At 36.1% G+C, this 13,459-nt stretch carries 9 protein-coding genes; 6 read left to right on the forward strand and 3 right to left on the reverse strand.

The window, feature by feature from the left end:
• The first annotated feature begins 130 nt into the window (after window positions 1-130).
• The 3 genes from MUA87_RS01740 to MUA87_RS01750 all read left to right on the forward strand — a co-directional run bounded on the left by MUA87_RS01740 (window position 131) and on the right by MUA87_RS01750 (window position 3,824).
• Window positions 131-862: an ABC transporter ATP-binding protein gene (locus MUA87_RS01740; protein WP_023015552.1), complete on the forward strand. Its 732-nt coding sequence runs from the start codon at window positions 131-133 to the stop codon at window positions 860-862.
• Entirely contained in the window at window positions 852-1,928 is a 1,077-nt protein-coding gene (locus tag MUA87_RS01745) for an ABC transporter permease (RefSeq protein ID WP_262551205.1), read from the forward strand. Before MUA87_RS01740 ends, MUA87_RS01745 begins: the two co-directional genes overlap by 11 nt.
• A 300-nt stretch (window positions 1,929-2,228) precedes the next feature.
• The gene (locus MUA87_RS01750; RefSeq protein ID WP_262551206.1) at window positions 2,229-3,824 is read left to right on the forward strand and encodes a xylulokinase; all 1,596 of its coding nucleotides are present in this window, start codon (window positions 2,229-2,231) and stop codon (window positions 3,822-3,824) included.
• A 142-nt stretch (window positions 3,825-3,966) separates the two neighbouring features.
• Here MUA87_RS01750 and MUA87_RS01755 read toward each other — a convergent pair whose 3' ends face one another.
• The 3 genes from MUA87_RS01755 to MUA87_RS01765 all read right to left on the reverse strand — a co-directional run bounded on the left by MUA87_RS01755 (window position 3,967) and on the right by MUA87_RS01765 (window position 9,576).
• Window positions 3,967-6,420 (reverse strand): YSIRK-type signal peptide-containing protein, encoded by a 2,454-nt coding sequence (locus MUA87_RS01755; RefSeq protein ID WP_262551208.1) that lies wholly within the window; start codon window positions 6,418-6,420, stop codon window positions 3,967-3,969.
• 355 nt (window positions 6,421-6,775) lie between these two features.
• On the reverse strand, window positions 6,776-8,347 hold the full coding sequence (locus MUA87_RS01760) for a YSIRK-type signal peptide-containing protein (protein ID WP_262551210.1): 1,572 nt from the start codon (window positions 8,345-8,347) through the stop codon (window positions 6,776-6,778).
• Between the two features lie 344 nt (window positions 8,348-8,691).
• Window positions 8,692-9,576: a helix-turn-helix transcriptional regulator gene (locus tag MUA87_RS01765; RefSeq protein ID WP_262551211.1), complete on the reverse strand. Its 885-nt coding sequence runs from the start codon at window positions 9,574-9,576 to the stop codon at window positions 8,692-8,694.
• A 266-nt stretch (window positions 9,577-9,842) separates the two neighbouring features.
• Here MUA87_RS01765 and MUA87_RS01770 point away from each other — a divergent pair, with 266 nt between their 5' ends.
• Genes MUA87_RS01770 through MUA87_RS01780 form a run of 3 tightly spaced genes read left to right on the forward strand, consistent with a single transcriptional unit; the run spans window position 9,843 to window position 13,057 of the window.
• Window positions 9,843-11,222 carry an AMP-binding protein gene (locus MUA87_RS01770; protein ID WP_262551212.1) on the forward strand — a complete coding sequence of 460 codons (1,380 nt, stop codon included), beginning with the start codon at window positions 9,843-9,845 and terminating at the stop codon, window positions 11,220-11,222.
• Window positions 11,219-12,370, forward strand: coding sequence for a thiolase family protein (locus MUA87_RS01775; protein ID WP_262551213.1), 1,152 nt, complete (start codon window positions 11,219-11,221; stop codon window positions 12,368-12,370). The genes MUA87_RS01770 and MUA87_RS01775 overlap by 4 nt, the downstream gene beginning before the upstream one ends.
• Entirely contained in the window at window positions 12,371-13,057 is a 687-nt protein-coding gene (locus MUA87_RS01780; protein ID WP_262551214.1) for a hypothetical protein, read from the forward strand.
• The last annotated feature ends 402 nt before the right edge of the window (window positions 13,058-13,459 follow it).

Below are 13,459 nucleotides of genomic sequence, written 5' to 3' on the forward strand. Positions count from 1 at the left end.
TAAAATTGTCATATTTAAAATGTGTAATTAAGGTGTTTTAAAAAGGTGATACGTTGTTCGTAGACCAGAATGGCTTATAATGAAAGTAATATGGATATGCAATGCAGAGATAGGAAATGGGGGAGAAGTTATGCAAGCTGTCGCACAGTTAACACATGCATCTAAAGCGTTTAATAAGCAAACGGTGCTGGAAGATATTTCGTTGACGCTTCAACAAGGTCAAATTATGGGATTAATCGGACCGAGTGGTTCAGGCAAAACAACAGCCATTAAATGTTGGCTAGGTATGGAACAGTTAGATGGAGGAGAAGCATCTATTTATAATCATTCAATGCCAAATCGTAAAGTATTGAGCCATGTCGGTTATATGGGACAAACACTCGCTTTGTATGAGAATTTAAGTGCGAAAGAGAACTTAGTATTCTTTGGCAATTTAAAAGGATTATCCGGCAAGCAATTAAACGAGGATATTAAACGCTATATGAAACTGGTCGATTTAGAAGATAAACAATCGCAAATTGTACATACATTTTCAGGCGGTATGAAACGGCGTTTATCCCTAGCAATTACTTTATTAGGGAGACCAGACTTGCTTATTTTAGATGAACCGACTGTGGGTATTGATCCGAGTCTACGTCAAAAAATCTGGCATGAACTGCGTCAACTAGCTGAACAAGGACAAACTATTTTGATGACAACACATGTCATGGATGAAGCAGAACGTTGTGATCAAGTTGGCTTATTAGTAGACGGTCATATCTTTGCGTTAGGCTCACCAAATGAATTAAAACAACAGTTTAATGCTTCAAGTATTGAAGAGGTATTCTTAAAAGCAGAGGAGGCGAAGGGTCATGAGATTTAAAGCAGTCTTAAAACGTGTCATGATTGATCTAGTTCGTGATAAACGTACGCTCGCTTTAATGTTTATCGTCCCTTTAATCATTTTGACAATTATGTTCTTCTTGTTTAATAGCGATAATGAAGAACACTTAAATATCGGTTTCTCTGAAGATGTCCCTAAATCTTTTGTTAAAGCACTGCCAAAAGATAAAGTGCAGACAGAAACTTATCATAACTCTGACTCTGTCAAAACCTTAATCGAACAACATGATTTAGATGCCTATGTTCAAAAAGATGATAAACAATTAGTGGTCACTTATACGAATGAGAACCCAAGTAAAACGACAGCGGTAAAACAAATGCTAGCTGGTACCCTTCAAAAAGATAAAATGCAAGCACTTGCGGGTGAAATGAAAACTATGAAAACAAATCAAACATCAGAATTAACCTCACTTGATGCGCATTATTTATATGGAGATGCTGACAGCAGTTATTTTGATAAAATGTTTCCGATTTTAATGGGCTTCTTTGTCTTTTTATTTGTATTCTTAATTTCAGGTATTGCGTTACTAAGAGAAAGAACGACAGGTACTTTAGAACGTATACTTGCGACTTCAATCAAGCGTAGTGAAATTGTGTTCGGTTACCTAGTTGGATACGGTATCTTTGCGGTGATACAAACGTTGATTATTGTACTGTTTTCAATTTACTTATTGAAAGTTGATGTCGCAGGCAATATCTTGTGGGTACTATTAATCAATATACTGATTGCCTTTGCGACACTTACTATGGGATTATTCGTTTCCACGTTTGCGAATTCAGAGTTTCAAATGCTGCAATTTATTCCGATTGTAGTCGTACCGCAAGTATTATTCTCTGGTATTATTCCGTTGGATAATGTGAATCGCTTTATCGCAAGTATCGGTTATTTGTTCCCATTACGGTATGCAGGGGATGCGTTGACTAAAGTTATGATTAAAGCACAAAGTATTAATACATTCTGGTTTGATATCGGTATTTTAGTCCTCTTTATTGTAATATTTACGATACTGAATATTGTAGGCTTAAAACGTTATAGAAAAGTGTGAGTGATTCATACATTGAGATCTGTTCAAAAAGGACAGGTCTCTTTTTTAGTTTTTGTCTACTTATTTCAATATTCATAAACATGATACTATTTACTGCGCTCGAAAATACATGAATCACCAAACACTACCAATATTTAGTAAATCACTTGTTAAAGTGTAAGAATAAACCTTAAACGTTTAAGATATTTATTGACAACGCTTTCATTGTGGATTACGATTTATGATAACGGTTACACGGTTGTATATACAACTGTTACATAAATAGAGAAAGTGAATGAATATTAGGAGAAGGTGGAAACTGTGGAAAGGATTAAGGAACAGATTGAAGCTGGAGATATCAGTGTAGGTATAGAACTTGGGTCTACACGAATCAAAACAGTCGCAGTTAATGCACAATGTGAAACAATCGCAACAGGGTCATTTGAATGGGAGAACACATTTAAAGATGGATTTTGGACGTATTCACTTAATGACGTCTGGAACGGTCTTCAAATCAGTTATCAATCGATGACAGATGAAGTAAAAGACAAGTATGGTGTAGCTATTAAACAGTTAAAGTCTTTAGGTATCAGTGGTATGATGCACGGCTATTTAGCGTTTGATGATAAAGACGATTTATTAGTACCATTTCGTACTTGGCGTAATAATAACGCACATGATGCAGCACGTAAGCTGACAGAACATTTTGGGGTGAATATTCCTGAAAGGTGGAGTATTGCGCAGTTATATGATGCGGCGATTCATGATGCACCGCATACGCAAAACGTCCGATATATGACGACATTATCTGGTTATGTACATTGGTATTTAACAGGTGAACGCGTTTTAGGCGTTGGAGATGCTTCAGGTATGTTTCCAATAGACCCGAAGACGCATCGCTTCAGGGAAGATTTATTAAATCAATTTAATGACCTTTATCACAAAGAAGGTTATACGCAAGATGTGTATGATGTTTTACCGAAAGTGTTGGTAGCTGGAGAAGATGCAGGCTACTTAACAGAAACAGGTGCGAAGTTGATTGATCCAAATCAAGAGTTACAAGCTGGATGCCCGATGTGTGTACCTGAAGGTGATGCGGCAACAGGTATGGTCGCAACGAAAAGTGTCGCGCCAAGAACAGGAAATATTTCTGCAGGGACAAGTATCTTCTCTATGATTGTCTTAGATCATCCACTAGAGAAATTGTATCCAGAAGTTGATTTAGTGACGACGCCTGCAGGTGATGAAGTCGCGATGATTCATGCGAATAACTGCACGTCTGATATCAATGCTTGGATGGATTTATTCGCAGAAGTGCTGGATACGATGGGAGCTGCGTATACAAAGGAAGACTTATTTACACGGATGTTCGAAAAGGCGCTTGAAGGGGATAAAGAACTCGGTCATTTATTATCTTATGGCTATGTTTCGGGTGAATTTATTACAGATGTGCCAAAAGGTTATCCAATGTTCATTCGCAGTGTAGAAAGCCAGTTTAATTTGGCGAATGTGATGAAAACACATATTTTCAGTGCTTTTAGTACGTTGAAAATCGGTATCGATTTATTGAAACGTAATGAAGCGTTGGAAATCGACAGTATGATTGGTCACGGCGGTATTTTTAAAACAGAAGGCGTAGCACAAAGCTTCTTAGCTGCAGCACTTGAAAGTCCGGTCAGTGTGATGCAGACAGCGAGTGAAGGCGGCGCATGGGGTATTGCGGTGCTTGCCCGTTATCATGTGGACCACCAAGGTCAAAAACTATCAGATTACTTAGATCATCATGCATTTGGTGATGTCGAAGCATTAGTGCTTGAACCAAAAGCAGAGGATGTAGAGAGTTTCAAACAGTATATTGAGCGGTTTGAAGCGGGATTACCTTTAGAACGTCAAGCAGATACACACTTTAATTCATAAAGATAAACAAAGGAGAATATTGTGCAGACATTAGAGAGAAATAAGTCAAAATCAAAGAAACCCGGTAAGGATAACGGCCATTGACCATTTCCCTACCGGGTTTCAGTATAGGTGTTAATTTTTAGAAAGAATAACGATTAAATTATTCGTTTTCTTTACGACGACGTGCATTTAATAAGAATAATGTACCAGCACTTGCGAATAATGAACCAGATAATAATCCGAATAATACTTGATCTTGTTCACCAGTTGCAGGTAATTGTTTTTTAGCGTCTTTAGCTTTTTGTTGAGCAGCTGCTTTGTTAGTAGTAGCTGTAGTTTGACCAGCTTTTTGAGCAGCTTTTTGAGCAGCTTTTTGACCAGTTACAACTTTACCATTGTTTTGACCAGTTGTAGTTTGACCAGCTTTGTTAGCTTGACCTGGAGTAGTTGTAGCTTTTTGAGCAGGTTTAACTTCTTTATTAACTGGTGCTTGTTTAGCATTTTCAGCTTGAGCTTTTTGAACTATTGCTGCAACTTCATCAGTAGCTGCTTGTGCAATTTGTTGATTGTAGCTAGCTTTTGCATCTTTTGAAAGTTTATCAAGTTTATTAACTAAAGCTTGAGCATCAGCAATTTGTTTAGCATGAGCTTTTTGAGCTGTAGTAATTTCTTTTTTAGCAGCAGCAGCATGAGCATCTTCAGCTTGAGCTTCATTAACGATTGCTTCTACTTCATCAGTAGCTGCTTTAGCAATTCTGCTGTTGTATTCATCTTTAGCTTCTTTAGAAAGGTTTTCTAAATTGTTAACTAAAGCTTGAGCATCAGCAAGTAGTTGAGCGTGAGCTTTTTGAGCTGTTTCAATTTTTTGTTTAGCAACAGCTTGTGCTTGAGCGATTTCTGCTTCGTGAGCATTTTTAGCTGCTGTAATTTCTTTTTTAGCAGTAGCAGCATGAGTATCTTCAGCTTGAGCTTCATTAACGATTGCTTCTACTTCATTAGTAGCTGCTTTAGCAATTCTGCTGTTGTATTCATCTTTAGCTTCTTTAGAAAGGTTTTCTAATTTGTTAACTAAAGCTTGAGATTCTTTAATTTGTTCAGCATGTGCTTTTTGAGCAGCGGCAATTTCTTTTTTAGCAATAGCAGGTTGTTTAGCAGCATCTAGAGCTTTAACTTCTTTAACTAATGCTGGAATCTCATCAGTAGCTGCTCGTGAAATTTTTTCGTTGTATTCAGCTTTAGTATTTTTAGAAACATTTTTCAATCTATTAACTTCAGCTTGAGCATTAGCAATTCTTTGAGCATGAGCTTTTTGAGCTGTTTCAATTTTTTGTTTAGCTCTTTCATTATTACCTGGTGCTTGGTTAGCATTTAATTCTTTAGCTTGAGCTACAACAGTATCAATAGCTTTAGCATCTGTACGTGCTACTTCGTTAAGTTTGCGATGTGCAGCAGCTTTTTGTTCTGGTTTTAAGTTTTTCAAAGCTTCAACAGTATTGTGAGCTGCTTTAACTTTTTTAGCTACGTCTGCTGGAAGGTTAGTGTTGGCAGCTGCTTCACGAACGTGTTTAGCTTGAGCACTTTCAGCATCTTTTTGTTTAGCAGCAGCAACAATGTCATTAATTTTTTGACCGTTGTTGTTTCCGCTATCTACTAAGATTTGATGGTTAAAATCATCTTTTTGAGCATCTGTTAAGTTTGGTAAATTGTTAACTGTGTTATAAGCAACAGAAGTTAAAGTGTTTAATTCTCTAACTGCTTTGTCTTTTTGTTCAACAGTGCTAGCACCTGCTTCACGAGCATGTTTAGCGTTACCATTTTGTTCGTCTAAAGCTTTTGCATTAGCAACGATATTGTTAATGTTTTGACCGTTGTTGTTACCACTGTCATGTAAGATTTGTTTGTTAAATGCGTCTTTTTGTTGATCAGTTAAGTAGTGTAAGCCATTTACTGTGTTATAAGCAACTTGAGTTAAAGTATTTAATTCTCTTGCAGCTTTTTGTTCAGCTTTAGCTTTTTGTTCTTTATCGTAAGCGAATTGAGCATCTAATTGTTTAGCGTCAGCAACGATAGCATCGATACGTTCGCCGTTGTTAGTACCGCTGTCTACTTCAACTTGATGTAAGAAGCTTAATTGTTGTTTGTCAGTGATGTTTTTCAAAGAATTGATTGCTTGATAAGCATCAGCAGTTTTTTGGTTTAAAGCTTTAACAGCTTTATCTTTAGCAGCAGCGTCAGCTTTAGCTTGTTCTTTACCTGCATTTTTAGCAGTAGCAATTTTAGCATCTTCAGCTTTAGCATTTTGAACTAATCCTGCAATTTCATCAGTAGCTGCTTTAGTAATTTTTGCGCTGTATCTAGCTTTTGTAAAATTAGAAAGATTTTCTAATTTATAAATTTCAGTTTTAGCATTAGCAATTTGTTGCGCATGATCTTTTTGAGCTGATTCAATGGCAGCTTTTCTAGCTAATTCAGTTTGTTTTTGTACTGCTGGGTCGTTTGTATTAGTTTCAGCTTGAGCACTTTGTGTACCAGTTAATAGTACAACTGAACCTAAAGATACAGATGCGATACCTACTGTTAATTTACGTAAAGAAAATTTTTGTTTTTTCTTCATGATGTAATCTCCTCCTAGATGTAACCATAATAATGATGGCGATATGATAGATTATTTATAGATATGCATATATTTTACACTACGTATATAGACATGATGCTTCACTTAAAAAATAAGTGTGAAAATTTTCTGTAAATTTATACGTGCCTTTTACATTTGGTATGACATAATATGTCTTTTATAGAGTTTTGAAAATTATTTAATGGTTTAATGTGTATAAATTAAAGTTTTAGAAGAACTATCTTAACTTACTTTTTAAGTTTCTCCTTAGAATCAGAAAAAACAACCCGATAGATATTTCTACCAGGTTGTTTGAGATAGGGGAGTTTTTATAATGTTAGATAGAAGAAAAATATTACTTACTTTCTTTACGACGTGCGTTTAATAAGAATAAAGTACCTGCGCTTGCAAATAAAGAGCTAGATAATAAACCAAATAGTACTTCGTCTGATTCACCAGTTGCTGGTAATTCTTTTGCATCAGCTTTAGGTTTCGCATTTTCTTTCGCAACTTTAGCGTCTTCTGCTTTAGCTTCTGTTAAGATTGCTTCGAATTGTGCACCTTTATCTTCTTTAGCTGATTTATCGATTTGTGCGATATAAGCGTCTTTTTGTTTTTGAGTTAGATTTTCTAATTTGTTCACTGCATCATGAGCTGCTTTAGTTCTCTCTTTTACTGAAGTTTTTTCATCCGCAGCTTTTTTAATATCTTTCTCTACAGCTTTTTCATCTGTTTTGTTTTCAGGTATTTTTTCTTCTTTTACTTTACCTTCAGTTTTAGCATCTTCTTTAGGTTGTTCTTTTTGATCAGCTTTCTCTTCAGACTTGTTGTCTTCAGGTTTTGCTTCTTCTTCAGTAGCTTTATCTTCTGATTTTGAATCTTCTTGTTTTTCTTTATCATCAGCTTTGTCTTCTTCAACTGGTGCTTGTTTAGCATCTAAAGCTTTTGCTTCAGCTAAAATAGCTTCAAATTTTTCTGTGCTGTTTTGACCACTTTCAACTAAGATTTGGTGGTTGAAGTCATCTTTTTGTGCATCTGTTAAATTAGGTAAGTTGTTAATTGTGTTATATGCATCTTGAGTTGCTTTGTTTAATGCTTCTAGTGCTTCAGGTGTTTCTTTAGCAGCTTGAGCATCAGCAGCTTTAGCTTCTGATAAAATCGCATCGAAGTCAGTGCTATTTGTACCTGCAACTTCTAAGATGCGTTGATTGTATGCATCTTTTTGAGCATCTGTTAAGTTAGGTAAGTTATTGATTGTGTTATAAGCCTCTTGAGAAGCTTGATTGATATCTTGAGCTGCTTGATCATTTACTTTTTGAGCTTCTGCTAAGATAGCGTCGAAGTTTGTGTTGTTAGCACCAGCTGATTCAAGAATTTGTTGGTTATATGCGTCTTTTTGCGCATCAGTTAAGCTAGGCAAGTTGTTAATCGTGTTGTAAGCATCTAAAGAAGCTTGATTGATATCTTGAGCTGCTTGATCATTGGTAGCTTGTGCTTCGTCTAAAATTTTGTCGAAGTCAGTGTTGTTAGCACCAGCTGATTCAAGAATTTGTTGGTTATACGCATCTTTTTGTGCATCAGTTAAGCTAGGTAAGTTGTTGATAATATTGTAAGCATCTTGAGAAGCATAGTTAATATCCTCAGCTGCTTGTGTATTATCTTGTTGAGCTTCAGCTAAAATCGCATCAAAGTTTGAGTTGTTTTGTCCGCTTTGTTCTAAAATTTGTTGATTGTACGCATCTTTCTCAGCATCTGTTAAACTCGGTAAGTTATTAATCGTGTTGTAAGCTTCTTGAGTTTTTTGATTTAAATCTTGTGTTTCAGCGCTTACTGTTTGTCCTCCGCCTAAAAATACTAATGTCCCAAGTGATACTGAAGCAATCCCCACAGATAGCTTACGTAAAGAAAATAGTTGTTTCTTTTTCATTTTCTAATCCTCCTAATAATAAATATGCATATACTTTGATAGACTTACTAAGATGAAAAAAATATATATTGCTTATACATTTATTTTACATAATAGGTGTAGACATAAATTTTCATTTATCAGAAAAATGAATGCGCTTTTCATAAATAAAGCACACGACTTATCCACATTGTATGACACATTATGTCATCTGATGACTATATGTTTAAACAGAAAGTTAAAATGATTAAGAAAGAGTGAAAGCGTGATAGAATAAACAGAAAGTGGCTATTAATATAGGAAGAAACTCATTATAAGTTTCGACAAAAAAGCTGCATGTCCAAATTGAACATACAGCTTTCATGTTAATATTCATTTGCGCTTAGTCGAGTAAATAAGTATGTTTCTTGAAGTTTCAACAATTCTTTCATCACAATTTGATATGTACTTTCAGGTCCGACAAGCCGTGCTTGATTTCGTGCAGTGAAACAGAAGTTAATCGCATCTTCAACACACATTTTAATACGAATGACATAATACTTTTTATTAACTAATTTAATGATTTTGTGTTGGTAACGATGTCGAATCAATTCATAGAGTTCTGGCACGAGTTCAAATGTGACCCATTCTATAGAGTTATAGACGGATTGTGCATGGAAGTGGTTTGGACTGAAAGTGACAACTTTTTGTTTTAAGTCAGTAGAAAGAATTTGATCATGCATCTTATAAATTAGGTTGAATGTAAAGTTATAATATTGAATGCCGATAGGGGTAATCTCTTGGTGATTATCAGTATATAGCTTTTGAGATTTATTGATTGCACGTGAAGCAGTCACAATATGATTGAGTTCATCGAAACGTTTGCCAACTTTCAACTTAGACAAATGTGCACGTAATTCACTTTCATGTTGCGTATGGAAAGTCGCAATCAGTAATTCTAAATAATTATAAAGATGTTGATCAATATCAGGTGAAACGGTTTCTAACAACGTCAGCAAAAAGTAAAGTGAGACTTCATGGTTTGAACTGGAACTGTCCATTTCATAAGATTCTATCTTATGATTGTAGGTAATCTCTTTACGATAACCATGCCATTCGTCTGTATCGTAAAGAAAATTCCGAATATTATCGATATCTCTTTGTATTGTCCTTGAAGAGACACCCCATTCGTTAGACAGCTCATACTTATTTACAACCTTTTGTTGAAGCAAACGCGTATAAATACTTAAAATTCTGTGAGCTTGTTCCATAAACATGCCCCCTTGTTCTCAAGATGAAAATTCGTAGATAGTGAGGAAAGATTCGAGTTTATGTGAGGTTACGAAGGTCGTCCGTCCAAATCTAAACACTGTAAAATCCTCGTTCATAATTAGTATACAATAATTTTGCATACAAAAGAATAATGAATTGGATTGTGTGGTGGATAGATTATAAAGCTAACTCATTCTTTCTCAATAGCACTATGATAAAATTAAACTGCTTTGAAATAAATTTTATTAAAGGAAAGGTGGTCTGTATGTCTGATATCGTCATTCAAACCGAAGCAAGCCGATTAACAAAAGCACAATTAAATGATGTGTTGAACATAGATCGTGGCTACATTGCACAATGGGCAAACCAAACAAAAAGTATTGGTATATTAATTCAAGATCCGGCACAATTCTTGCGTGTTTATCTCGCTGTACAATCTAGCAGTTATTTACCGGTAGTGTTAGATGCGAAGTGGACATCTGAACAACTACATCAAATTTTAAATCATTATCAGATTACACATGTGATTGCTGATAAGAAGATTGAAGGTGTTAATTCACTACGTCTTGAACAATTAAATGAAGCAGAAACACCTTCCTCACAAAAGGTGACATCACCGCCTGATGATTTATTGCACATCGGTTTTACTTCTGGTACGACAGGCATGCCAAAAGCATATTATCGTAATAGGTACTCTTGGTTAGTCAGTTATGATGCGAATGACGATATCTTAAACGCACCGCCTTCATGCGTAATTGCGCCAGGTCCAATTGCGCATTCACTGACCCTTTATGCCATGATGTATGCGTACCATTCTCATTGTCCGTGTTATATGCAGATGGATTATCATCCTGCGCAATTATTTCATCAGCTTATCGAGCATCCAAAGGCTGTCGTCTTTATTGTACCTTCGGTTTTAGAACAAATTTTACAATTAAACACCAAAAAGTTAAGAGATATCTCTGTGACATTTCTAACGTCAGGTGCGAAATTAGAACCGCATACGATTAAACGCTTTAAAGAAAGGATGCCGAAATCACAAGTTATTGAATTCTTCGGTACAAGTGAAGCGAGTTTTATTTCATATCATCACGTGACAGACTATGCGCCAAAGAATGTCGGGAAACTTTTCAAAGGCGTTAAAGTTATTTTAACTGATGACACTGGACAGAAATTGTCTGACCCTACTCAAATCGGACAGCTTCATGTACAAAGTGATATGGTCTTTTCAGGCTATGTAGACGGAGAAAGCATCTCTAATCAAGACACTATTGCGACAGGTGATTACGCAAAAATGACAGAAGATCAAGAACTGATATTAGAAGGACGGGTCAATAATAAAGTAATTGTGGGCGGTATGAATGTCTATCCTGAAGAAGTGGAACGTGTAATTTTAGAAACGACACCGATCCAACACGTTATGGTGACAGGTGAAAGGCATTATGAGTTAGGAGAAGTGTTGATTGCGTATTACCGAACAGAACAACCTGTAACCATTCGAGAGATAAAACGTGATTTACGTCAACATTTAGAACGCTATAAAGTACCGATGCGCTTTATTGAAGTGCCAGAAATGTTATGGACGAATAGTGGAAAAATTGCACGTAAAGAGATGGATGAACGCTATGGGAGGAAAGAAAAATGAAAGAAGCAGTCGTAATTGAAGCGAAACGAACACCAATAGGCAAGTATGGCGGTATCTTTAAACATTTAGAACCTGAAGCTTTACTCAAGCCGCTTATCGATGAATTGATACAGCTGCATCCGTCTATCGCTTCAAATATACAAGATGTCATCATTGGTAATACAGTAGGTAACGGCGGTAATCTCGCGCGTAAATCATTACTTCATGCCGGACTCTCTTATGATATTCCAGGTATGACGATAGATCGCCAATGCGGCTCAGGCTTAGAAGCAATCAACCTGGCATGTCGCATGATTCAAGCTGGTGCAGGAGATATTTATCTTGCAGGAGGAGTGGAATCAACAAGTCGAGCACCTTGGAAAATTCAAAAACCGCAATCGCTGTATGAGAAACACCCGCCAGAAATATATGAACGTGCGCCTTTTACCCCAGAATCTATGGGAGATCCAAGCATGTTAGAAGCAGCTGAGAATGTAGCGCAAGTTTATCAAGTTGCTCGTGAACGTCAAGATGCTTTTGCGGCACGTAGTCATCAAAAATACTTTGAACATTTATCACAAATCCAACGTGAAATCGTACCTTTAACGATTCGTGGTGAACAAGTTACACAAGATGAAGCACCGAAACAAAAGATATCTGCACAACGTTTGGCACGATTGAAACCGCTGTTCGATGCAGGCTCAGTCACTGTCGGCAATGCTTGTCCTAAAAGTGACGGTGCTGCGTTAGCGTTAGTTATGTCACGTGAAAAAGCAGAAGCACTCGGGTTAAAAGGTCAATTGAAATTTATAGATGCACAGGTCTCAGGAGTCAATCCCAAATTATTAGGTATTGGACCTGTCCCTGCGACTGAACAACTATTAATGAGACATCAATTATCTATTTCAGATATAGATTGGGTCGCATTTAATGAAGCTTTCAGCTCTCAAGTACTCGCTTCTATGGACTTGCTTGGTATAGAAGAAAGGCAAGTGAATCCATTTGGTGGTGCACTCGCTGAAGGACATCCATATGGCGCAAGCGGTGCAAATTTAGTCGCACGACTGATTTCTATTCTTACGTATTTCCCTGGAAATCATACATTAGCTACAATGGGCATTGGTGGCGGATTAGGTATTTCAACTTTATTTGAGAAGGTAGAGCACTAAATGAAACAGACATTTACTTGGAAATTATCGTCGCAATACGCTTCTATTCCTTTAGATGCGTTTTATTTAACAGATATCTGGCATCGTTTTGAACCCTTTCAAGCATCAGCTGAACATTCTTTTATCTTAAGACAGAAACGTATCCATCGTTATCATTCTTTAATAGAAGGAAAGACTTATACAGCTGAACTTAAATTAATAGATCAACGAGCCCTTAAACACTTTGAGCAATCACGTTATTTACTGACAGTTACCGCAACGGATAGCGCTGATATATGGATAGAGATTGAAACAACGTTTGTTACTATGAAAGAGACATTTCATCAACAGTCCTCATCATCTGAAACACTTAACGTTCAAGAAACATTTTCTTTACCAGCCCAAGCTTTACCGTTAGAAATAAAGTGGGATGATGTTGAAACGTATTTAAAAACAGTCTCTGATTATAATCCTATTCATTGGCAAGAGGATGTGATGCCTGGAGATTTTGTGGTAATGAAAGCATTAGAGGTAGGGGCATCGCATGATCATGAATTAAAAGCTTATCGCAAGTTAGACATTAAATATAAACAGATGATCATAAAAGATGAATGGTTATACATTCAAGTGGATTCAAAAGACAGTTATACGCATATGAGTGTATATAATACAGCGCATCAACCGTGTATAGAGATTAAAGTAAGATAGATAATGGATGGTTTATAAGAAATAGGTATGAAGAGAGAACATATTAGTAAGTGTTGAAAACCACACCGTGGTTTTCTTTTTTTATGCAGTTTGGTAAAATTTTAAAGTTTTGTAAAGAAGCGGTTATTTAATCAAATACGGGTAGAGCCATATAAGGAGGGATTTATATTGGACCTTTATGCTGGTTCTTTTTTTATGTCTCAAAATACTAAGACTGAGATGCATTGTTAAAAGGGCCACACTGACACGGTTTATGAAACATAATGTATATATTCTCTAAAAAATGAATAAAATTTTTTCTTTGGGATTTAAAGCACATTAAATTCGCTTATTATTCATAGTTTATACATGTAAACCCCATATAAATGTATTAAATATACAGAAACATGTAATGAATAAAAA

Source organism: Staphylococcus simulans (assembly GCF_025561465.1).
Lineage (GTDB): Bacteria > Bacillota > Bacilli > Staphylococcales > Staphylococcaceae > Staphylococcus > Staphylococcus simulans.

Excerpts from the sequence above, each read along its gene's own strand:
- MUA87_RS01740 (WP_023015552.1), top strand. The coding sequence starts at position 131 with ATGCAAGCTGTCGCACAGTTAACACATGCATCTAAAGCGTTTAATAAG.
- MUA87_RS01745 (WP_262551205.1), top strand. The coding sequence starts at position 852 with ATGAGATTTAAAGCAGTCTTAAAACGTGTCATGATTGATCTAGTTCGT.
- MUA87_RS01755 (WP_262551208.1), bottom strand. The coding sequence starts at position 6,420 with ATGAAGAAAAAACAAAAATTTTCTTTACGTAAATTAACAGTAGGTATC.
- MUA87_RS01760 (WP_262551210.1), bottom strand. The coding sequence starts at position 8,347 with ATGAAAAAGAAACAACTATTTTCTTTACGTAAGCTATCTGTGGGGATT.
- MUA87_RS01765 (WP_262551211.1), bottom strand. The coding sequence starts at position 9,576 with ATGGAACAAGCTCACAGAATTTTAAGTATTTATACGCGTTTGCTTCAA.
- MUA87_RS01770 (WP_262551212.1), top strand. The coding sequence starts at position 9,843 with ATGTCTGATATCGTCATTCAAACCGAAGCAAGCCGATTAACAAAAGCA.
- MUA87_RS01775 (WP_262551213.1), top strand. The coding sequence starts at position 11,219 with ATGAAAGAAGCAGTCGTAATTGAAGCGAAACGAACACCAATAGGCAAG.
- MUA87_RS01780 (WP_262551214.1), top strand. The coding sequence starts at position 12,371 with ATGAAACAGACATTTACTTGGAAATTATCGTCGCAATACGCTTCTATT.